Genomic DNA, 20447 nt, shown 5'->3' with positions numbered 1-20447 from the left:
CCGATACCATGCAACGGACTACGACGGACGTACTCGTCGTCGGCTCGGGTATCGCCGGCTGTGCCGCCGCGCTCGCCGCCGCCCGCGACGGCGCCGAGGTGACGCTCGCGACGAAGGCGACCGAACCGGAGGACGCCTCCTCCTGGTGGGCCCAGGGCGGCATTGCCGTCTCCCGCGAGCACCCCGACGCGTTCCGCGAGGACATCATCACGGCCAGCGACGACGAGGCCGACCCCGGCGCGGTGGAGACGCTCGTCGGGAACGCCAACGAGGCCGTCGAGGACGTGCTGCTGGAGACGCTCGGCATCGAGTTCGACACCACCGACGAGTCCGCGAAGGCCGCCGGCGCCGACGAGCGCGGGTTCGCCTACGCTCAGGAGGCCGCCCACGACGAGCCACGCATCCTCCACGTCAACGCCTCCACCGGCCGGTACATCCTGCCGCCGCTGCTGGAGCATCTGCAGGGACTCGACAACGTCACCATCGAGCAGGACACCGCCGCGCTGGAACTCGTCACCCACGAAGGGCTGGTCCACGGGGCCATCCTCGAACGAGACGGGGAGTTCGCGCCCTGTTTCGCCGGCGCGACCGTCCTCGCGACCGGCGGTATCGGTGCGCTCTACCCGCGCACCACGAACCCGGAGGGCGCGACCGGCGACGGCATCGCGATGGCCGCGCTCGCGGGTGCGGACGTCGAGGACATGGAGTACGTCCAGTTCCATCCGACGGCGTACGCTGGCGACGAATCGGGCGACACCTTCCTCCTCAGCGAGGCCGTCCGCGGCGAGGGCGCCCTGCTGCGCAACGCCGAGGGCGAGCGGTTCATGCCCGACTACCACGAGGACGCCGAACTCGCACCGCGCGACGTGGTCGCGCGGGCCGTGCAGGAGCAGATCGACGAGACCGGCGAGGTCACGCTCGATGTCTCGCCGCTCGACTTCGCCGACGAGTTCCCCGACCTCGCGCACAAGTGCGAGGAGTACGGCGTCGACTGGTCCGACGGCATCCCGGTCGCGCCTGCCGAGCACTTCCTCTGTGGCGGTGTCGCCGTCGACGACCGCGGCCGCGCCTCGCTCGACCGCCTGTTCGCCGTCGGCGAGTGCTCGCGCACGGGCGTCCACGGCGCCAACCGCCTCGCGTCCACGTCGCTGCTGGAGGGGCTGGTCTGGGGCCTGCGCGCCGGCGAGACCGCCGCTGGAGCGGGCGACCCGGAGGTCGTCGAGGCGCCGGACCTGCTGGACAGCGACCCGCCGCTCGCGGACAACTTCGCCCGCGACAAGTTCGTCCGCCTGCGCCGCGTGATGGGCGAGTTCGTGGGGCTCTCGCGCAACACGGACGACCTCAACCGCGCCCAGGCCGTCCTCCGGCGGCTGAAGGGCGAGGTCGACGCCTATACCCGCACCCGGACGAGCCGGGGGCTCTACGAGCTCCGCTCGGCGACGGTGGTCGCGCTGCTCGTCTCCCGTGCCGCCAGCGAGAACCCCGAGTCGAAGGGGTGTCACTACCTCGAACCGCCCGCGACAGCCGCCGAGGCCGGGGCCGAGACCGCCGACGGGGACTGACGATGCTCGACCCCGAACAGGTCGGGCGCTGGCTCCGCGAGGACCTCGGCCACCACGACGTGACCAACCACGTCCCCGGCGAGACGACGGGCCGACTCGTCGCCAAGGAGCCCGGCGTCGTCGCCGGGCTCGATGCCGCGGAAGCCGTCTTCGACCATCTCGATGTCGGGGTGACCGAGCGGCTGGACGACGGCACAGACATCCACTCCGGCGACGTGGTGCTTCGCACCGAGGGGCCCGCGAAGGCGACGCTGCGCGCCGAACGGGTCGCCGTCAACATCAGCGGCCACGCCTCCGGCATCGCGACCCGGACGCGGCGCGCGGTCGACGCGGCCCACGAGGTGACCGAGGACGTTCGAGTCGCCGGCACGCGGAAGACGACGCCCGGGCTCCGCGGCGTCGAGAAGCGCGCCGTCGTCGCCGGCGGCGGCGACACCCACCGGCTCGACCTCTCGCACATGGTGATGGTGAAGGACAACCACGTCGCGGAGATGGGACTGGAGGGTGCCATCGAGCACTTCCGCGAGCGGGCCTCCTTCGCGACCAAGGTCGAGGCCGAGGTCGAGAAGCCCGAGCAGGTGCCCCGCGCGGCCGAGGCTGGCGCCGATATCGTCCTGCTGGACAACATGGACCCCGAGACGACCGAGGACGCGGTCGAGTTGCTCCCCGAGGGCGTGCTGGCCGAGGCCTCGGGCGGCATCCGGGTCGACGACGTGCCGGCCTACGCCGCGACCGGCGTGGATGTCATCTCGATGGGGTCGCTCACGCACTCGGCCAACAGCCTGGACCTGTCGTTCCGGACCGGCGACGAGTAGGACCTGGACGACGGTTTTTGCTTTGTCCCCGGACTTGGCTGGTGATATCCGGTATTATTCGACTATAAGTGCATCCCATCCTCAACCGTCGGCCTTCACGCCGATGCCAGTGCCCACTTCGTCCAGCGCGATGGTCCCGTCCGCTCGAATCCCATCGAACGCGAACGGGTCCGCTCCGTCCGCGAGCAGCAGCGAGCCGTCGAGGTCGGCGTAGTCACACAGCGGTGCGAGCGCCGCGCCGGCCGCCAGCGAGGCGTTCGTCTCGACCATGCAGCCGACCATGACTTCCAGGTCGTGGGCCCGCGCGGCGTGAATCTGCTGGAGGGAGGGCCACACGCCGCCGCTCTTGTCGAGCTTCACGACGGCCACGTCCGCCCGGTCGGCCACGTCCGGCACGTCGCTGGCCGTCACACACGATTCGTCGACCCCGACGGGTAACGAGGAGTGTTCGTAGACGAAGCGCAGGCCCTCGCGGTCGCTGGCCGGAACCGGTTGCTCGACGAACGCCACGCCGTGGTCGGCGAGCCAGTGGCTCTTCCGGACGGCTTCGGCGGGCGTCCAGGCCTCGTTCGCATCCACGCGGAGCCCCACGTCGGGCGCGCCTTCGCGAACCGCTGCCACCCGCTCGCGGTCGCGTTCGGTCCCGAGTTTCACCTTCAGGTGCTCGAAGCCCGCCTCGACGGCGGCCGCCGCGCGGTCGCGCATCTCGTCGGGTTCGGCGAGGCCGACGCTGAAGCAGGTCCCCGGCGCGCGTTCCGGGTCCGTGCCCAGCAGGGCGTGGAGCGGTTCGCCCAGCTGGCGGGCGTGGAGGTCGTAACACGCCACGTCGACCGCCGCCTTCGCCGCCGGGTTCTCGCGGACGACATGCTCGAACGCGGCGTGCCGGCGCTGGTGGGCGCTCGGCAACTCGCCGTCGACGGCGGTCAGCAGGTCGGGGACGATTGATTCGACGGTCCCGACCGTCTCCCCGTAGTATGCGTCCGGGCAGCCCGCACCGACGCCCTCGGTCCCGTGCTCGTCGGTGAGCCGGACCACGACGGATTCGGCCGTGGTCGTGGTGCCCCGCGAGATACCGAAGGGGGTGTCCAGCTCCATGGCGACCGTCTCGACGGACCAGTCCGCGATGGGGGTGGGCTCGGCGCGGTCGTCGTCGGCCGTCATGCGTCGAGGTCGGTCGACGCGACGATGGCGTCGACGATGGCCTCCGCGCCGTCGCGCACGGGGTCGGCAGCTGGAACGCCCAGTTCGTCGCTGTACGCGGCGACGGCCTGCTCGCCGCTGTCGGCGTCGAGTTCGTGCGTGTCGAGCGCGCCCGCGACGACCTCGGTCGGTGCGACCGCCCCGCCGAGAGACTCGTACAGGTCCGCCACCTCGCGGACGGGCGGGATGGGGAACGACTCGTAGCCGTGGACCGCCTCGCGGCCCGCGACGTGACACATGACGAGGGCGTCCGGCATCGCGCCGTGGAGGATGCTCGTCGTGACCCCCGAGTACGCGGGGTGGACGAGCGAGCCCTGTCCCTCGACCACGATGAGGTCGTGGTCCGCGGCCGCCGCGAGGACCATCCGCTCCGTGGCGCCGGCGGCGAAGTCGCTGATCGCGCGGTCGACGGCGATTCCCCACCCGGCGACGAGGATGCCCGTCTGTCCCGTCGGCACCATCGCCGCGTCGATGCCGCGCTCGCGCGCCGCGTTCACGAGTTCGCACGTCGTCGTCATCTTCCCTGTCGAGCAGTCCGTGCCCACCGTCCCGACGACGGTGGCGTCCACGTCGCGGGCGTGACCCTCGCTGACGCTCAGGTCGGCCGGTGGCTCGCGGATGTCGAACAGGCGCGCGCCGTGTTCCTCCGCGAGGCCGACGAACTCCTCGTCCTCGTTCAGGCGGTAGTGGAGCCCCGCCACCACGTCCGCGCCCGACTTCAGCGCGCGCTCGACGTCCTCGCGCCAGGAGGCGTCGAAGCCGCCGCCGATGGGGGCGACGCCGATGACGAGCGTGTCGAACCCGGGGGCCTCGTCCGCCCGGCCGACGATGGGGGCGTCCTGCACCCGGTCGTCGTCGACGAAGTCGGAGACCGTGTAGTCCGTCTGCCAGCCGTGTCCCTCGCCCGCGATCTCCCGGTCGAGGACGGCCACGACCTCGTAGTCGGCGTAGCGCAGAACGCCGAGGGCGGTCTTCGCCCGGTCCGGGAACCCCTCGTGTGCCAGCAGGGCGACCCGCCCAGGGTCGAACCCGAGGGCGGTCGTCTCGCGTGTGTCGGTCATGGCCACGGCTCCGACCCCGTGCCGCATAAACGCGCGGGGCATGATTGATACGGCGCCGGTGTCGTTCCCCGAACGATGTCACTGAGTCCTCCCCGTTGCGCCGTCCTGCTAGCGATACTGCTCGTGCTCGTCCCGGTCGCTCCGGCCGGCACCGCTTCCGCCGCAGCGCCCACCGCCGCCGACGAAGCGTCCGACCGTGCGCCCCCGACCCAGTCGGTCCGAACCGCCCAGGCCAACGTGACGGTCCTGAACGTGACCGTCGTCGGGCGGACGGCGTTCGGGGCCGCTGCCGAGCCGATGGTGAACGTCACCGGCACCATCGCGAACGAACTCGACCTCGGCGCGGCCCGTATCAGGGTCGACCGGACCAGCGATACGGTCGAGGTGCTGGCGAACCGCTCCGACGCGGCCATCCTCGCCGCGCTGCGTGAGGCCGACATCGACACCGAGGACGTGGCGGTTCGCCGCGGCGTCTCGAACGGGACCCGTGATGCCGTCGCCGCGGCGCTCCGGGACCGCATCGCCGCCGCGGGACTGGAAGCGAACACCTCGGTCGCGGTCGCCGGCGACTCCCGACTCCGGATTCGGACGACCGCCCCCTCGACAGTTCTGTCCGCCGTAACCGTCCGCGGTGACGTGGCCATCGTCGGCGGCTTCCCGGGAAGCGACGCCCCCCGACGGGTCGAACTCGTCGACGCAGACGGCCTCGCCACCGTCGGGGCCGTCCAGGTCCGCCCCGGCGGCGCGCCGTACGTCCCGGTGACGCTGACCGACGCCGCGGCCCGGAACTTCAGCAGCACCCTCGTCGACAACGGGTTCACCGACGAGGCGAACACCTCGAGCTGTCGGTACGACGAGGCACCGACCGAGCCGGGCTACTGCCTGTTCACGGTCGTCGACGGCGAGGTCGTCTACGCCGCGTCGCTCTCGCCGGGCCTCGCGGACATCATGCGCGACGGCGAGTTCGTCGAGGACCCGCGGTTCGTCGTGACCGCGGCGAACCGGTCGACGGCCCGGCGGCTGGCCACGACGCTGCGTACCGGCCCACTCCCCGCGCCCGTCCGGGTCGTGAACACCACGACGGCAACCCCCACGTCACCCTTCGAGACGCCTGGTCCCGGCACAGCGTCGCCGACATCGTCGCCCACGCCGACCTCGGCCACGGACGGGACGCCGACAGCCGACACCGGCGGGGACACGGCGACCGCCGCCGACGGAACGGTGGCGGCCGGTGACGACGGTACCTCGGACGGTACCTCGGACGCCGGTGCCCCCGGCTTCGGCGTGCCCGCCGCACTGGCCGCGCTCCTCGCCCTGACTGCTGGACTCGTACGGCGCCGTCAGAGCCCGTAGACGCGCGTCGTCCAGAAGTCGTGGTATGCGTCGCCGAGCGCCTCCTCGGGTTTACCCGTGGCGTCGACGGCGGCGGTGGCGTCGGCCGCCTCGTCCAGTTCCTCGATGGCCTTCGCGTCCCCGACGAGGAACAGCCGGTCCACGTCGCTCCGGAGGGTCCGGATGACCATCGCACAGTCGTCGAGGTGGTCCTGTACCTGCTCGTCGCGGAGCCGGTCGAAGCGAGCCTGCGAGTAGCCGCCCTTCGAGTGCTTGGATTTCACGTCGCTCTCGAAGCCCGAGAAGTCCACGCGCTCGCTTCCCTCGTAGACGCCGACCGCGAACAGGTCCGCCCGGACGAGCGCGAGCGCGTAGCGCCCCTGCGGCACGAACCACGCGGGCTCGACGGCGACCGTGTCGTCCCACTCGCAGAACGCTCCCGGCGGGACGGGCGGGTCGAGGGCGGTCGCCAGCAGGCCGGCATCGTCCGCGACGAGGAGACACGGCGCCGCCTGACGAGCGAGTGGCGTCCGGTCGCCGAGCGCCTCCTCGACGGGGTCGGGCAGGTCGTCCGAATCGTCGAGATACGCCGTCAAGACGCCCTCCGGGTCGGTCTCGAACGAGCGCAATCGGGCGAGGACGGCGTCCCGACGGTCGCCGGCCACGTCCTCACGGTAGCGGAACGTGAGGTCGTCGTCGCTCTCTGCCTGCTCGAGTTGCCCCTCCAGGTCCGCGATGCGGTCCTCCAGCCGGTTGATTCGCTCCTCGGCAGCCTGCTTGGCCGTCGAAGCGTCCGCCCGACGCTCCTGCTCTGCCTCGAGCTGGCTCTCCAGGCGCTCCTTCTCGTCCTCCAGCTTCGCGATCCGTTCTTTCAGTTCCGTCTTCCCGAGGAGATCGTCGAGCATGGCGGGAGGAACGGCGCCCGTGACGTAAATCCCGCGCCGTCAGGGGATGCTGGGACACCGGCGGAACGCCACGCCACTCAGGTCCGGCCCGACGACGTGTCCTCGGCCACCTTGAGGAGCTGGTCCACCCGCTCGCGCTTCGCCAGCAACACCTCGGTCAGCGTCGGCGGGTTCTCGACCCGGGTCGCGGCCAGCCAGTCCGCCGGTAGCGCGACCGTCTGCTCGGGGACGCCCGGGGCACCGTGAACGGGAATGTGGGCGCCGCCGATCTTCATCACCAGCGGTCGATCGTCGTCGTCGTCCTCGCCGCTGCCATCGCCCGGCCGCTCCTCGGCCGGGATACCGAGCGTGTAGGTCGGCTCGGCCGAGTCGGTGGGTGTCGTGGTGCCGTCCGCCGGGTCCACGTCCTCGTTCCTCTCCGACTCGTCGCCGTACAGCTGCTCGGAGACGTGTTCGTGCTGCTCGCGGTGCATCGCTGGGCGGTCGCCGCCGTGGGGCTGGACGTACAGCCGACCCAGGTAGTAGCCGCTCGAGAACGGTTCGAACATCCTGTGTCGAATGAGAACGTGTACCACGGGATAAGGCTTCCGGGCAACATATATGTCGAACCACAACACGGCGGCCCGGCCCGCCGACAGATGGCGGTCGTGCGTCCGACACAGGTGGCTGTGCGAGGAAGGTTCCCGTCGTCCGCGCGGGTCAGTCATCACCGGCGCCCGGTAGCCGGTCGGTGGTCCCGGTTCCGGATGCCACCCCGCGAAGACGGCGAATCCGGTCGCCAACGGCGGGATGCAGCGAGAGCGGGCCACCGCCATCGCCGAGTGCGCCGGCCGCGCCGAGTCGCTCCAGTGCCCGCGCCATCGGCTCCGCTCCGACCGCGGCCGCGGCTTGCCGGTCGGCGTCGAACTCGGTCCAGCGGACGAGCCACAGCAGTGACAGCACGGCCGGCATCACCAGTCCCAGGCCGACGAGGAAGGCCCCCGGAACCTCGGCGGCCGTCGCACCGAGCCACGGGAGCAGGAACGCGGCCGCGGCACCCAGACGGAGCGGCACGTGGCGGCGGCGATGGTGGCCGAGTTCGTGTGCGACGACGGCCGCGGCCTCGGCCGGACCGAGCCGCGAGAGGACCCGCTCGGTGACGAACACGGTGCGCCCACCCCGAATCGGCAGGACGCCGGCCGCAACGGCTGTCGCCGGGCCGTCCGGACCGAGTGCGAGTACCCGGACGCGGATACCGTCGGGCGTCGTCGGGTCGGTTCCGGCCCCGGCCTCGGCCGACGCGAGGACCGGCGCCAGCGAGGCACGCTCGTCCGGACGAAGCGACCGCGTGGGGACGAACCGGGGCACCAGAACGGGCGGGAGCGCGGCCATCCCGAGACCGAGCAGAGCGACGCCGGCGACGAGCCACCAGCCCGTCGGGAGCAGCGGTGCGAGGAGGGTGAGCGCGAGCGCGGGCCCCACCAGCACGCCGTAGCCCAGCGCGAACCGGCGCGGGTGCCCGCCGCCGGCGACGTGGGCCCCGAGCGCCGTGGCCGCGACCGGGCCCACGAACGTCGCGGCCGTGGCCAGCGTCTCCGGCCAGTCCGGACCCAGCCCCAGCGTCGCCAGCCACGCTTCCAGCGCCCCGGTCAGGCCAGCGGTGACCGCCCACAGCGCCGCGGTGAGTCCGGCTACAGCCACCAGGGCCGGCCGCCTGAGGGGGACCCGAGCGAACGCGTCGCGCCGGGCGACCGAGTGTGCCATCGCGGCCCACCCCACAGCGAGCAGGGTGTGCCCGGCCGCGGCGGTGACGAGCGAACGCACGGGGTGCCGTAGCGCCGCTGCGGTTGTCAACCTTCGGTGGGAACCGGTGGCTTCCTGTCCCCACCCCCCGAAGTACGACGCGTCGTGCCCTCCACCACGCACGCGGCGGTCGAGACGAATCGTTGTGTCCGTCCGGACGGACGGACGCTGACCTACGCCGTCGCCGGCGACCCCGATGGGACACCGGTCGTCGCCCACCACGGGACGCCGGGTTCGAGGCTGTTCGCCGCTCTGCTGGCCGAGCCGGCCCGCGAGCGTGGCGTCCGGCTCCTCGCCCCCGACCGCCCCGGATTCGGTGGCGCGGACCCGCCGTCGCCCGACTACCGGTCCGGGGCGATGCTGGGGCCGCTGCTCGACGCGGAGTCGGTCGATTCTGCGCCCGTCTTCGCGTTCTCGGGGGGCGGGACGGCCGCGCTCGCGGCTGCCCGGGACGACCGGGTCGCCCGCGTCGCGCTCGTCGCCGGTGCCGTCCCCGACGCCGGGACCCCTCTCGACTCGCTGGCGCGGGTCCCGTTCGCGCTCCGGGCGCTGTTCCGCGTCTCGGGCGCCATCGCGCGGCTGCGTGGCCCGCAGGCGGTCGTGGGACAGTACACCGACCGCGATGTCCCGGAGCGCGTGGCCGAACTGGTCGCTGCGGACTTCCACGAGGGGCTCCGACAGGGTGCCCGGGCGACCGCGCGCGAGTTCCGCCGGGACGACGCGGCGATAGTCGACGCCGATGCGGTCGACGCGCCGCTCCGGGCGTGGCACGGGCGGCACGACGAGAACGTCCCGCTGGAGCCAGTCCGGGCGTTCGTGACGGCCGCTGACGGGGAGCTGACGGTACTCGACGCCGACCACCTCGGGACGCTGCTGGACGCACGGGCCGACGCGCTGGAGTGGCTCGCGTCCGGGTGAGCGAGAGCGGCCGACGGTGGCGTCGGCCGCGCTTCAGACGTGCTCGTCGAGGAACTCGACGACGCGGGTGTAGGCCTCGATGCGGTTCTCCAGCTTCGAGATGCCGTGCCCCTCGTCCTCGAAGACGAGCTTCTCGACGGGGACGTGCTCGCTGGCTTGCTCGGCGATCTGCTCGGCCTCGCCCAGCGGCACACGCGGGTCGTTCGCGCCGTGCAGGACGAACAGCGGCGCCCGGATGGCGTCGACGTTGTTGATGGGGCTGATGGACTCCAGGAACTCCCGGTCCTCGGCGAGCGAGCCGTACTCGGCCTCGCGGAGTTCGCGCCGCCACACGCCCGTGTTCTCGAGGAACGTGACGAAGTTCGCGATGCCGACCACGTCGACGCCGGCGGCCCACAGGTCGGGATACTCGGTGAGCGCCGCCAGCACCATGAAGCCGCCGTAGGAGCCACCGAGCGCCGCGATGCGGTCCGGGTCGACCGCGGGATGGTCGTGGAGCCACTCGACGCCCGCCCGGAGGTCCTTCACGGAGTCCATCCGGTTGCGGACGTCGTCGGCCCGGGTGTAGGCCTTCCCGTAGCCGGTCGAGCCGCGCACGTTCGGCTCGAAGACGGCGTAGCCGCGGGAGACGAAGTACTGCCCGAGCGCGTAGAACGAGGGCCGGCGCTGGCTCTCGGGGCCGCCGTGGATGTCGACGACGACGGGCACCTCGCCGGCGCGCTCGTCGGCGTCCGCGGGCAGGGTGAGATAGCCCGGGACCTCCAGCCCATCGAAGCTCTCGAACCGGACCAGGTCGCGGTCACGGAAGCTCTCACGGGGGATGCCGGCCGTGCTGGCGTCGGTCCAGCGCTCGGCGGCACCAGACTCGGCGTCGACGACGTGGACGTTCGTGTTCGTGGCCGTCCCCGTGACGGTGACTGCGAACCGGTCCGCGTCCTCGGAGAAGCTCACGCCCCCCGCCACCGCCTGTGGCAGGTCGGGCGTCGCCAGTTCCTCGAGTTCGGTCGGCCCGACGAGGTCGGCCACGGTGAGGTTCGTGTAGCCGTCGACGTTCCGCGAGTAGACCAGTCGTCCCGTCTCGTCGTCCAGCGCGACCCCGTCGACGTTCCAGTCCTCGTCGACGACCAGCCGCTCGACCTCGAGGGTCTCCAGGTCCAGCCGCGCGAGGTAGAGCGTGTCGTGGTCGTCGTCGGTGACCAGGTAGAGTGCCTCTCCGTCTGGCCCGAAGTTCGCGCTCCCGTAGCGCACGTCGCCCTCGTGAGGCGTCAGGTGGCGCAACTCGTCGGTTTCGAGGTCGAGCGTGTAGAGGTCCTGGTCGAAGTTGGAGTGGCTCTCGTAGACGAGCAGGCGGTCGTCGCTCGGCGACCAGCCGCCGACCGAGAGCCACCCCTCGCCCTCGTGGTGGCGCGTGGCGTCGGCCCCGGTCTCGTCGCGACCCTGCGTGTACACGTCGAAGACGGCCTCGTCGCGCCGGTTCGAGGTGAACGCGAGGCGGTCGCCGTCGTGACTCCAGCCACCCCACTGGTGTTTCGCCTCGGGGTGGCGCGTGAGGTCGGTCACGACGTTCTTCTCGGCGTCGAGCCGGTGGAACTGCAGCCGCTCGTTGCCGCCCTCGTCCATCCCGAAGACGAGTTCCGGGCGCTCGGGCGACCACGTGGCGAACGACACCGGCTCCTCGTAGAAGGTCCGCTGCTGGGGCCAGCCCCGGGGGTCGTCGAGTGTCCACACCTGGGCCGTCCCCGTCGTGTCCATCAGGAAGGCCAGGCGCCCGGTCGGGGAGAGCGAGGCCCCGTACGCGCTCCTGACGTTGAGGTACCGCTCGAGGTCGTACTCGTGCATACCTCGAGTGACGGCCGGGCGCCGGATAGCGTTTCGTGTCGGGGCCGCGGGGCTCCGTTCGGTCAGCAGTTCGGTGGCATCACACCCATCTGCCGAGCAGCCACACTACCGTGGATACCGCGGATACCGTGGTGCTGTGGCGGGGAGCGCTGTGCCGCCGAACTGCCGGTCCGCGTGACCCGTCGGCTTTTTGCCGCGACTGGCCGGTGACTCCGGTAATGCAGGTCGCCGTGGTCGCGCCCGAGACGACACCGCTGGCGGACGCCGACGACCGCGCCGTCGCCCGCGTCGAGCGGACGGCGCGCAGCCTGGCCGCCCGGGGCCACGACGTGACGGTCTACTGCACTGGCTGGTGGAGCGACCGGCTGGACTACACCGAGACCCGCGAGCGCGACGGCGTCACCTATCGCGCGGTGACGGTCTCGCCCGCGACGACCTCGTATCACGCCCGGATTCCGGCCCTGCTCGCGACCGCGCGTCCCGACGCCGTCCACGCCATCGACGACCCTTCGGCGGTGCTGGCCGCGCGCACCGGCGCCACGCTCGCTCGCGCGCCGCTCGTGGTCGACTGGTTCGGCGAGGGCCCACCCGGGGACCCGCTGGTCGGCCCGGCGCTCCGGGTCGCGGACCGTGTGGTCGCGCCCTCGGAACTCGTCCGGACCCGTGTCCGCGAGCGTGGCGTCCCCGAGAACCGGGCCCGGGTCGTCCCGGAAGCCATCGATTTCGAGCGCGTCCGCGCGGTCGAGCCAGTCGCGGACCCGCCGGACGTGGTGGCTGCTACCCGTCTCGACGCGGACGCGAACCTGGAGAGCGTGCTGCTCGGCCTGGCGGAACTCCGGAACCGGGACTGGTCGGCGACTATCATCGGCGACGGACCCGCCCGCGAGCAGTACGAACGGCAGGCCGCGGACCTCTCCATCGACGACCGCGTGACGTTCGCCGGCGACCTCCCGCGCGACGAGCGGCTTGCCCACTACCGGGCCGCACACGTCTTCTGCCAGACCGCCCGAGACGAGGTGTTCGCCATCGAACTCCTGTGGGCGCTCGCCTGTGGCTGTGTCGGCGTCGTGGAGTACCAGGCCGATTCCGCCGCGCACGAGCTCGTCGAGCGCCGGACACGGGGGTTCCGCGTCTCGACGCCCGAGGACATCGAGGGGGCCATCGTCGAGGCCGGCGAGTTCCCGGAGTGGACGGTCGACGAGAGCCTCGAGGCGTTCGACGAGGACGCGGTGGCCGGGCAGTGGCTGGACGTCTACCGTGCTGCCGGCGCACCGGAAAGTAGAGCCGGTTCCGGAACCGGCGGAGTAGCGCCGACAGAGTGAGGGGCGCCACGCCGTCTAGCCCCACTCGACATGCCGCGATGTCCACACTGCGACTACGACGGGAACCGTGACGACTTCCTGCCCACGTTCGAGACCGACGACGAACTGGTGTTGCTCAACGGGCTGGTGACGTGTCCGGACTGCGAGGCCGTCCTCGGCGGCATCGCCAAGGAGTCGGCGACCGGCGGCTACGTCGATACGCAGGGCAACATCCAGTCGAATCGGTTCGATATCGACTGACGCGGGCGTTTGCGCGCCTGACCGCGATGCCGCCAGAAGTATCTATGGCTGCTGGCGGTTCGCCCCGCTCGCGCCTTCCCGCGAACACTCTCCCCGGGTCTGACACTCGGTGGGAGCATCGGTCGGGGTGGTATCCGCTCAAATCGTACTACGGGACCCCTCGTCCCAGAGCTTCACCTTCTTTCCACAATCTACACAACAGGGGTCGGTGAGAGGGCCTTGCGCATCCTCGTACACCACCGGTACCGCGATGTCACCGCCGCAGTTACCACAGACCAGAGCCATAGAATCAGGTGATCGATCAGATAGTTAACGGTTTCCCGGTTCCGGGAGCACCCACCAGAGGGCCCTGAGTGGCGAGTCGACGGCTCAGCTGTAATCCCGCCAGCGGTGGCCACACTCCTTGCATTTGAAGAAACGTGTCGGCGGCTCGTCGGCTGAACCGGTCTGTTTGATGGTGTACCAGGCGACGCCGTGTCCGCATTCGTCACAGTGGACGCTGTCGTCGGTGGGCTTGCCCTCGAACTCAGCGCCCTCCTCGGTCTCGATGACGTCGTCGTCGGACTGCTCCTCCGTGGAGACGAACTCCGCCTCGCGCTCGGCGTCCCGGCCCTGCCGGGCGCCACAGGACGAGCAGACCATCTCGTCGTCGTCGGCGTGCATCAGCGAGCCGCAGTCGTCGCAGAACTCGACCATGGCGGGTGTCGTGGGTCGACGGAGAAGTCGGTCCCGGTTCCGCCCGGGTCAGTCGTCGGTGCTCGAGTCGGCGGTGTCGGTGGTGCCGGTGGTGTCGGCGTCGTCGCCGGCCGCCAGTTCGGGGTCGGTCGCCCCGCCCCCGTCGGCGATACTGCTGATGTCACGGCTCTGGCGCCGTTCGACGATGGGGCAGTTCCGGACCCGGAACCGGCCAGTGTCGACGAGCTCGACGATCTCCGAGTTCGGATACCCGCAGGAGACCTCTGGTGGCTGCGAGAAGTGCTCACACCGCTCGCAGTAGCTCCGTTTCTTCACCACGGTCTCGCCTGTCTCGACCGCTCCGTCGGCCGACTCTCCCAGGTCCTCGTCGAGGTCGGGAACCGTCGCTGCCTCGTCGGCGTTGCCGTCGATCTGCTCCCAGACGGCCTCATCGTCGAGGGCGGCCCCCTCCTCGTCCGTGAACAGGGTGTTGTCCGAGGGTCCGAAGTCGGTCGAGGGGTCGCCGTCACCGACGCTGAGGTCGGTGAACGGGTCGTCCTCGACCTCGACGCCCTCGATGTCGGCGAACGGATCCGACTCACCATCATCGTCCCCGAGTTCCGCGAACGGGTCGTCCGGCGCCTCGCCGCCCTCGCTGTCGGCGAACGGGTCCGGAGTCCCGTCACTGTCCCCTTCGCCGTCCCCGCCACCGTCGTTCGCCGAGGGCTCGAACTCCTCGGTGTCGTCCTCAGTCATCGCTTCCTCCGTCGGTACTCACGGCCTCCCCATCGTCGCCGGTGGTCGGCTTCTCCGAGTCCTCGTCCGCCTCGTCGGGTGAGGTCGACCCGTCGCCCCGGGTGGTCTCCGGCGTGATGCCTGACGCGGTATCCGTCCCGGTCGGCTCGTCCCCGGCTGCGCCGTCGGCCAGCCGCTCGTCCTCGCCACCGTCGTGGGTGCCCACCAGCCGCGGGGACGACCCGAACAGGCTGCCCGAGCGGTCGACGATGTCGCCGAACGGGCTATCGCAGTGCGGGCACGCCGCCTCGGGGAGCAGGCCGACGCGGACGGACTCCCCGCAGGCCCCGCAGGTCGCCTGTTCGTACCCCTCTCGTGCTGCCTTCCGCCTGATGTCGTCGAGCGTCTCGTCCCGGCCGCCACTCTCGTCCTCGCGCATGCTGACGACCGCCCGGGCCAGCCGCGTGAGCTTCTCCTGTACGTCCTCGAGTTCTGCGGCGAGTTCGTCGCTCCGACCGGTCTGCCCCTCCAGCTCGGCGACCTGCTCGCGGAGCCGCTCGACCTCGCTGGCCACCTGCTCGACGCCTTCCAGTTCGGGGTGGGTGTGGTCGGCCGGGGCCTTCGCGTCAGCCTCCTGTTTGACCTGTACGACACGCCGACGGATGTCGTCCAGATTCTCGTCCATCTCCGCCTCCAGGGCGTCGATGCGGTCGTCGACCTGGTCGGTGACCCGGGCGGCGATGGCGGCCTCGTCCGGAGCAGCCGACGAGACGGCGTCGTCGACGGTACTCCGGACGGTCGCCTCGACATCCAGTGTTCCGGTCTCGATGGCTCCTTCGAGTGCCTCGACGGACTCCTCGTCCGCCGCGTCCGCAGCGACCTGATACCCGCCGATAAGCTGTCTGATGAGTTCCGAACGGTCCACGTCGAGCTCCGACGCGCGTTCGGTGAGCCACTCATCGAGGGCCGCCGGCAACTCCAGCGACAGGGTCCGGCCCTCGGTTGACTCGTTTTCCATACCCTCCTTTGCAAGTGGGCTCATTAAAGCGTTCCTCCGGTGATGTCCGGCGCCTGTCGAACTGCCGCCGGAAGATCCAGGATTCCGGCGCCGCTATCTGATCTTCCGGACGTCGCTGATGTCGAAGCCGGCGTCGCCGATCTCCGTCTCGAACCGGACGATGTTCTCCTCCTCGATACGGGAGAGGACCCCACGGAACTGCTTGACGACGAGCGTCCGGGCGCGGGTGGAGCCGCCGGCCTCCCACTCGAACAGGAGCGTCCCGTCGGCGGCGTCCATCAACTGCCCGTGCTCCAGGTCCGAGAGGCTCTCCTTGTTGACGTGGACGAGGATGAGCCCCTGCCAGTCGAACGCCGCCCGGGCGATGCCCTTCAGCAGGACCGGGATGTCGTCCCACGAGAGGTCGTCGCCGGCCGCCGACACGAGGTCGGTCAACGAGTCGACGACGACGACGTTGCCCGCGGCGTTGTCGGTGAGCTTGTCGCCCAGCGCCGAGGGGACGGACTGGCGCTCGTTCGAGGTGTTCAGGTCCGAGAGCGATGTCGTGTGGTCCGAGTACCACTCCCGGGGGACGGGCGAGAGCTGGAAGAACTCCGAGGAGAGGTCGTGGAACGTGATGGAGGGGTTACTGGAGGCGACCAGTTCCTCGTCCATCGCTAGCTCCATCTCCCGGCGGACCTTCCGCTCGCCGGAGGTAAAGGAGAGGTAATGTACTTCCTCGGGCGCGGTGGCGCCCTTCGCGAGGTCGCCGTAGTAGAGGTCGAACAGGTCGGGGTCGGATTGCATCAGCCCGTTCATCACCGTGCAGGTGTACATGAACTCCCGGGCCCCGGCCCCCACCTCTCCGGCGAGGAGTACGACGCTCCCGGCGGGGGCGCCCCCGTCGATGGTCGTGTCCAGCCGCCGGATACCGAACGGGATGCGGTCCATGCGTCCCCTACGGACCCCCAGGGTTAAATATCCGTGTCGCGCCCGCTCCCGCCGACTGCAGGACTGCCGGTATCGCCGGGTTGGCGCTCGTTCGTCCTGAGCGGGGGGGTGCCGCCTCTCCCATCCATCGTTACGTCGACAACCGACAGGAGGCTATCGAGGTTCGAACCCGCCTCGTATCCCCCCTCGGCGTCGCGTAGCACGTCGTGTGCGACCAGCTGTGGCAGGTGGTCGCTCTCCAGGTCGGACTTGACGGCGCTGGCACTCCGCCCGCCCAGCCGTCCGGGCGAGCGGCCGTGCTCGGCTGCGACGGTCATCGTCGCGAGCTCGCCGCTGGAGACCGGTTCGTCCGCCTCCTCGACAGCGACCACGGCCGCGAGCCGCCGGCTGGCGCTCAGGAGGTCGAGCACGGTCTCCCGGCCGAGGTCGGAACTCGTCTCGCCCACGTTCGGCCCTTCGACTACCGACTCATAAGTCCGGCGGCGGCGCCGGTCGGCTGTGCCACCGGGCAGGTCAGCGGACGACCGTCACGGGGACGGTCGAGCGCCGGACCACGTTCTCCGCGACACTGCCGAGCAGTACCCGCGACAGACCGGCCCGGCCGTGTGACCCCATCACGACGTGGTCGACATCGTGCTCCTCGTCCTCGGTGAACTCGACGATGACCCGCGAGGGGTTCCCGATCTCCGTCACCGTCTCGATGTCGACATCGTAGCTGTGCGCTCGCTCCCTGGCGCCCGCGAACAGCGCGTCCGCCTCGTCTTCGGCTTCCTCGAGCCACTCCTCCGAGGAGGTCGGAATGCCGGCCTGGGCGCCGTAGCCCGCCCGCGCCGGATTGATGACGTGGAGCAGGGTCAGCGTCGCGCCGTCGAACGAATCCAGCGCGTGCTGGAGGGCGGTGTCGGACTGCGTCGAGCCATCGATGGGTACGAGGACGTTCTTGTGGTCGTCCTCGAGGACGCTCGCGGTCGCGTCGTCCGCCGACTCGCCGCCGTCAGCCGTTTCGGTGTCCGTCTCGTCGCTCATACGAACTGCTGGACGCCCCGGCCCGTAAATCGCCCGGGCCACGGCCATCTGGGAGCCACCGGCCGGGACGGGTCGGAATCGGCCGAGGCCGTGGAGGACCCGAACCTGTATGCGCCGCCCGCGCCTCCGTTCGGGTATGCGTCTTCACTGGCACCGGGCGGACCTGCGGGTCACGGACAACCGGGGGCTGGCGGCCGCGGCCGGCGTCGAGGGGGGCGACCCGGCGCCCGGCGAGGGGCCCGCACTGGGCCTGTTCGTCTTCGACGATGCCGTGCTCGACCACGCATCGCCACCTCGGGTCGCGTTCCTGCTCGACGCGCTGGATTCGCTCCGCGCCGCGTATCGTGACCGTGGCGGCGACCTGCTCCTCCGCCGGGGCGACCCGACCACGGTCCTCCCCGCGGTCGCTGACGAGTTCGACGCCACCGGTGTCGTCTGGAACCGAGACTACTCCGGTCTCGCCCGCGAGCGTGATGATGCCGTCCGTGCGGCGCTCGACGACGCGGACGTCCGGGTCGCGGCGTACCACGACGCGCTCCACCACGAACCAGGGTCCATCACCACCAACGCCGGCGAGCCCTACTCCGTCTACACCTACTTCTGGAAGAAGTGGCGCGACCGCGAGAAGGCCCACCCGTACCCCACCCCGGACGCGGACCGCCTCGCTACACCCGCCGACCCCGGTAACCTCCCGACCCTCGCGGACCTCGGGTTCGACGCGCCGGAGGCCGACGTGCCGCCCGCCGGCTACGAGGCCGCCCGCGAGCGACTCGACGAGTTCCTCGCGAGCGATGTCTACGAGTACGACGACCGCCGGGACTACCCGGCGGACCGCTGCACCTCGCGTCTCTCCGCGCATCTCCACTACGGAACCATCGGCGTGCGCGAGGTGTCGGATGCGGTCGCCGCGGCGCGGACCGACGCACCCGACGAGTCGGCTCGCGACTCGGTGGACGAGTTCCGGAGCCAGCTGGCGTGGCGCGAGTTCTACCATCACGTCCTCAACTTCAACCCCGAGGTCGTCACGGAGAACTACAAGCAGTACGAGGAGCCCATCGACTGGAACGACCCCGGCGAGGAACTCGGGGCGTGGAAGCGCGGCGAGACGGGCTACCCCATCGTGGACGCGGGGATGCGCCAGCTCCGTGAGGAGGCGTACATGCACAACCGCGTCCGGATGATCGTCGCATCCTTCCTCACGAAGGACCTCCTCTTGGACTGGCGCCACGGCTACGCCCACTTCCGGGAGCGGCTGGTCGACCACGACACCGCCAACGACAACGGCGGCTGGCAGTGGGCCGCCTCCACCGGCACCGACGCGCAGCCCTACTTCCGCATCTTCAACCCCATGACCCAGGGCGAGCGCTACGACCCTGCCGCGGAGTACATCAAGCAGTACATCCCGGAACTGGCGGGCGTGAACGCCGACGATATCCACTCGTGGCACGAACGCTCCGACGACGAGCGCGAGCGGTTGGCTCCGGACTACCCGGCTCCCATCGTCGACCACGCCGAACGCCGCGAGCAGGCGCTCGCGATGTTCAAGCGGGCACGCGGCGAGGACCCCGACGAGGACTGAGCGTCGGAGCCGCCGCTCCGCCTCCTACCGGTCCGGTCACGCGTCGGGCGACTCGTGTTCGTGGGCCCCCGCGTCACGTCGGCCTGCGCCGACGTGGCGGCATCGACGGCACCACTGCTGTGTCCAAGATCACGTCGAAATGCCGATTTATCTGCGATAAATCGGGAATATGACGATTATGGCGAAAACAACGAGCTTACGCGAACGTCTTCGAGATCTCGTCCTCGTCCTCCTCGTCCTCCTGCTGGATCTTCTCCCAGGCCTGCTCGAAGTCCTTCAGCCGGACCTCCGTGCGGTCGTCGCGGATGGCGAACATACCGGCCTCCGTACAGACCGCCTTGATGTCGGCCCCGGAGGCGCCGTCGGCTACCTCGGCGAGGTTCTCGTAGTCGACGTCGTCGGCGACGTTCATGCTGCGGGTGTGGATCTGGAAGATGATCTCGCGGCCCTCGGCGTCGGGCTTGGGGACCTCGATGAGGCGGTCGAAGCGGCCCGGCCGGAGGATGGCGCGGTCGAGCATGTCGAAGCGGTTGGTCGCGGCGATGATGGAGATGTCACCGCGCTCGTCGAAGCCGTCCATCTCGGAGAGCAGCTGCATCATCGTCCGCTGGACCTCGGCGTCGCCCGAGGTCTTCGACTCGGTCCGCTTGGCGGCGATGGCGTCGATCTCGTCGATGAAGATGACGGCTGGCTGGTTCTGTCGGGCGAGCTCGAACAGGTCCCGGACCAGCTTCGCACCCTCGCCGATGAACTTGTGGACGAGTTCGGACCCGGCCATCTTGATGAACGTCGCGTCGGTCTGGTTGGCGACCGCCTTGGCGAGCATCGTCTTCCCGGTGCCCGGCGGGCCGTACAGGAGGACGCCGCTCGGCGGGTCGATGCCGACATCGTCGAACATCTCCGGGCTCTTGAGCGGGAGCTCGACCGTCTCACGGACCTCCTCCAGCTGCTCGTCGATGCCGCCGATGTCGTCGTAGCCGACATCCGGCTTGTGCTCGACCTGCATCACGCGGGCCCGGACGTCCGTCTCGTCGTCCAGTACCTTCACGATGGAGAGGGAGTTGTTCACCGCCACGCGGTCGTCGGGCTCGAGGCGGTCCCGCAGCTCGTCGGTGACCTCGGTGAGCGCCTCCTGGTTGTTCCCGTGCTGCTTGATGACGACTCCCTCGCCCGTCAGCTCCTGTACCGTCGCGACGAACAGCGGCGACTGCTTGAGCTTCTTGTTCTCGTGGGTGAGCCGCTCTAACTTCTGCTGGTACTTGTTGTTCTCCGCGCTGGCGTCGAGGAGCTTGTCCCGCATCTCCTCGTTCTGCCCCTCTAGCACCTCTAACCGCTCACGGAGTGCCTCCACCTTCTCCTGCTGGGAGGCGTTCTCGTCGTACGGCATTTCGACATCGTCCACGGCGTCGGTCATTGATTGCAAGTAGGGGGGTGTACTCATAAGAGGTTTCGGGTCAGCACACCCGGAAACCCCCGCCACGACACCGTCCTGGGCAGCGCCTCGGTGA

20 protein-coding genes are annotated in these 20447 nt (G+C 70.5%); 7 read left to right on the top strand and 13 right to left on the bottom strand.

Annotated elements, in window-relative coordinates; genetic code table 11:
- Positions 1–8 precede the first annotated feature (8 nt).
- Positions 9–1562: an L-aspartate oxidase gene (locus tag NL115_RS00100; protein WP_254831201.1), complete on the top strand. Its 1554-nt coding sequence runs from the start codon at positions 9–11 to the stop codon at positions 1560–1562.
- A gap of 2 nt (positions 1563–1564) precedes the next feature.
- Entirely contained in the window at positions 1565–2377 is an 813-nt protein-coding gene (gene nadC, locus NL115_RS00095; RefSeq protein ID WP_254831200.1) for a carboxylating nicotinate-nucleotide diphosphorylase, read from the top strand.
- An 81-nt stretch (positions 2378–2458) separates the two neighbouring features.
- Here nadC and NL115_RS00090 read toward each other — a convergent pair whose 3' ends face one another.
- Both NL115_RS00090 and NL115_RS00085 read right to left on the bottom strand, forming a co-directional pair.
- The gene (locus NL115_RS00090) at positions 2459–3538 is read right to left on the bottom strand and encodes a dipeptide epimerase (protein ID WP_254831199.1); all 1080 of its coding nucleotides are present in this window, start codon (positions 3536–3538) and stop codon (positions 2459–2461) included.
- Positions 3535–4638: an N-acetyltransferase DgcN family protein gene (locus NL115_RS00085; protein ID WP_254831198.1), complete on the bottom strand. Its 1104-nt coding sequence runs from the start codon at positions 4636–4638 to the stop codon at positions 3535–3537. Before NL115_RS00085 ends, NL115_RS00090 begins: the two co-directional genes overlap by 4 nt.
- 75 nt (positions 4639–4713) lie before the next feature.
- Here NL115_RS00085 and NL115_RS00080 point away from each other — a divergent pair, with 75 nt between their 5' ends.
- A complete protein-coding gene (locus NL115_RS00080; RefSeq protein ID WP_254831197.1) occupies positions 4714–5991 on the top strand; it encodes a PGF-CTERM sorting domain-containing protein in 1278 nt (425 codons plus the stop codon).
- Here the strand turns inward: NL115_RS00080 and NL115_RS00075 are convergent.
- From NL115_RS00075 to NL115_RS00065, 3 genes are all read right to left on the bottom strand, one after another.
- A complete protein-coding gene (locus tag NL115_RS00075; protein ID WP_254831196.1) occupies positions 5979–6875 on the bottom strand; it encodes a Vms1/Ankzf1 family peptidyl-tRNA hydrolase in 897 nt (298 codons plus the stop codon). The two genes, NL115_RS00080 and NL115_RS00075, sit on opposite strands and share 13 nt — an antisense overlap.
- 77 nt (positions 6876–6952) lie before the next feature.
- Positions 6953–7423 (bottom strand): DUF5802 family protein, encoded by a 471-nt coding sequence (locus NL115_RS00070; RefSeq protein ID WP_254831195.1) that lies wholly within the window; start codon positions 7421–7423, stop codon positions 6953–6955.
- Positions 7424–7574: 151 nt separating this feature from the next.
- Positions 7575–8678, bottom strand: a complete 1104-nt coding sequence (locus NL115_RS00065; protein ID WP_254831194.1) for a M48 family metalloprotease — start codon at positions 8676–8678, stop codon at positions 7575–7577.
- 84 nt (positions 8679–8762) lie between these two features.
- On the opposite strand from NL115_RS00065, the gene NL115_RS00060 reads away from it, so the two are divergent.
- Positions 8763–9575 carry an alpha/beta fold hydrolase gene (locus NL115_RS00060; protein WP_254831193.1) on the top strand — a complete coding sequence of 271 codons (813 nt, stop codon included), beginning with the start codon at positions 8763–8765 and terminating at the stop codon, positions 9573–9575.
- 33 nt (positions 9576–9608) lie between these two features.
- Here NL115_RS00060 and NL115_RS00055 read toward each other — a convergent pair whose 3' ends face one another.
- Entirely contained in the window at positions 9609–11414 is a 1806-nt protein-coding gene (locus NL115_RS00055) for a S9 family peptidase (protein ID WP_254831192.1), read from the bottom strand.
- Between the two features lie 218 nt (positions 11415–11632).
- Between NL115_RS00055 and NL115_RS00050 the strand changes: the two genes are divergently transcribed.
- Positions 11633–12736, top strand: a complete 1104-nt coding sequence (locus NL115_RS00050; RefSeq protein WP_254831191.1) for a glycosyltransferase — start codon at positions 11633–11635, stop codon at positions 12734–12736.
- 30 nt (positions 12737–12766) lie between these two features.
- Complete coding sequence (locus NL115_RS00045; protein WP_254831190.1) at positions 12767–12976, top strand: hypothetical protein; 210 nt, start codon at positions 12767–12769, stop codon at positions 12974–12976.
- A gap of 369 nt (positions 12977–13345) precedes the next feature.
- Here the strand turns inward: NL115_RS00045 and NL115_RS00040 are convergent, their stop codons facing one another.
- The 6 genes from NL115_RS00040 to NL115_RS00015 all read right to left on the bottom strand — a co-directional run bounded on the left by NL115_RS00040 (position 13346) and on the right by NL115_RS00015 (position 17360).
- The gene (locus NL115_RS00040; protein ID WP_254831189.1) at positions 13346–13672 is read right to left on the bottom strand and encodes a transcription factor S; all 327 of its coding nucleotides are present in this window, start codon (positions 13670–13672) and stop codon (positions 13346–13348) included.
- A 48-nt stretch (positions 13673–13720) separates the two neighbouring features.
- Positions 13721–14407 (bottom strand): DUF8135 domain-containing protein, encoded by a 687-nt coding sequence (locus tag NL115_RS00035; RefSeq protein ID WP_254831188.1) that lies wholly within the window; start codon positions 14405–14407, stop codon positions 13721–13723.
- On the bottom strand, positions 14400–15404 hold the full coding sequence (locus tag NL115_RS00030; RefSeq protein WP_254831187.1) for a hypothetical protein: 1005 nt from the start codon (positions 15402–15404) through the stop codon (positions 14400–14402). Before NL115_RS00030 ends, NL115_RS00035 begins: the two co-directional genes overlap by 8 nt.
- A 93-nt stretch (positions 15405–15497) precedes the next feature.
- Entirely contained in the window at positions 15498–16334 is an 837-nt protein-coding gene (locus NL115_RS00025) for an RAD55 family ATPase (RefSeq protein WP_254831186.1), read from the bottom strand.
- Between the two features lie 23 nt (positions 16335–16357).
- Positions 16358–16780, bottom strand: coding sequence for a DUF7344 domain-containing protein (locus NL115_RS00020; RefSeq protein WP_254831185.1), 423 nt, complete (start codon positions 16778–16780; stop codon positions 16358–16360).
- 67 nt (positions 16781–16847) lie between these two features.
- Complete coding sequence (locus NL115_RS00015; protein ID WP_254831184.1) at positions 16848–17360, bottom strand: universal stress protein; 513 nt, start codon at positions 17358–17360, stop codon at positions 16848–16850.
- 136 nt (positions 17361–17496) lie between these two features.
- Between NL115_RS00015 and NL115_RS00010 the strand changes: the two genes are divergently transcribed.
- Entirely contained in the window at positions 17497–18939 is a 1443-nt protein-coding gene (locus tag NL115_RS00010; protein ID WP_254831183.1) for a cryptochrome/photolyase family protein, read from the top strand.
- A 196-nt stretch (positions 18940–19135) separates the two neighbouring features.
- Here the strand turns inward: NL115_RS00010 and pan1 are convergent, their stop codons facing one another.
- Positions 19136–20353 (bottom strand): proteasome-activating nucleotidase Pan1, encoded by a 1218-nt coding sequence (pan1, locus tag NL115_RS00005; RefSeq protein ID WP_254831182.1) that lies wholly within the window; start codon positions 20351–20353, stop codon positions 19136–19138.
- Between the last annotated feature and the right edge of the window lie 94 nt (positions 20354–20447).

The sequence above is a fragment of the Haloglomus salinum genome (assembly GCF_024298825.1).
Classification (GTDB): Archaea; Halobacteriota; Halobacteria; order Halobacteriales; family Haloarculaceae; genus Haloglomus; species Haloglomus salinum.
This window is presented reverse-complemented; position numbering and strand designations above follow the sequence as displayed.

Coding starts and splice junctions, on each gene's coding strand:
- NL115_RS00085 (WP_254831198.1), bottom strand. CDS start 4,638: ATGACCGACACACGCGAGACGACCGCCCTCGGGTTCGACCCTGGGCGG.
- NL115_RS00045 (WP_254831190.1), top strand. CDS start 12,767: ATGCCGCGATGTCCACACTGCGACTACGACGGGAACCGTGACGACTTC.
- NL115_RS00035 (WP_254831188.1), bottom strand. CDS start 14,407: ATGACTGAGGACGACACCGAGGAGTTCGAGCCCTCGGCGAACGACGGT.
- NL115_RS00070 (WP_254831195.1), bottom strand. CDS start 7,423: ATGTTCGAACCGTTCTCGAGCGGCTACTACCTGGGTCGGCTGTACGTC.
- pan1 (WP_254831182.1), bottom strand. CDS start 20,353: ATGACCGACGCCGTGGACGATGTCGAAATGCCGTACGACGAGAACGCC.
- NL115_RS00050 (WP_254831191.1), top strand. CDS start 11,633: ATGCAGGTCGCCGTGGTCGCGCCCGAGACGACACCGCTGGCGGACGCC.
- NL115_RS00075 (WP_254831196.1), bottom strand. CDS start 6,875: ATGCTCGACGATCTCCTCGGGAAGACGGAACTGAAAGAACGGATCGCG.
- NL115_RS00080 (WP_254831197.1), top strand. CDS start 4,714: ATGTCACTGAGTCCTCCCCGTTGCGCCGTCCTGCTAGCGATACTGCTC.
- NL115_RS00100 (WP_254831201.1), top strand. CDS start 9: ATGCAACGGACTACGACGGACGTACTCGTCGTCGGCTCGGGTATCGCC.
- NL115_RS00040 (WP_254831189.1), bottom strand. CDS start 13,672: ATGGTCGAGTTCTGCGACGACTGCGGCTCGCTGATGCACGCCGACGAC.
- nadC (WP_254831200.1), top strand. CDS start 1,565: ATGCTCGACCCCGAACAGGTCGGGCGCTGGCTCCGCGAGGACCTCGGC.
- NL115_RS00015 (WP_254831184.1), bottom strand. CDS start 17,360: ATGAGCGACGAGACGGACACCGAAACGGCTGACGGCGGCGAGTCGGCG.
- NL115_RS00090 (WP_254831199.1), bottom strand. CDS start 3,538: ATGACGGCCGACGACGACCGCGCCGAGCCCACCCCCATCGCGGACTGG.
- NL115_RS00030 (WP_254831187.1), bottom strand. CDS start 15,404: ATGGAAAACGAGTCAACCGAGGGCCGGACCCTGTCGCTGGAGTTGCCG.
- NL115_RS00025 (WP_254831186.1), bottom strand. CDS start 16,334: ATGGACCGCATCCCGTTCGGTATCCGGCGGCTGGACACGACCATCGAC.
- NL115_RS00010 (WP_254831183.1), top strand. CDS start 17,497: ATGCGTCTTCACTGGCACCGGGCGGACCTGCGGGTCACGGACAACCGG.
- NL115_RS00055 (WP_254831192.1), bottom strand. CDS start 11,414: ATGCACGAGTACGACCTCGAGCGGTACCTCAACGTCAGGAGCGCGTAC.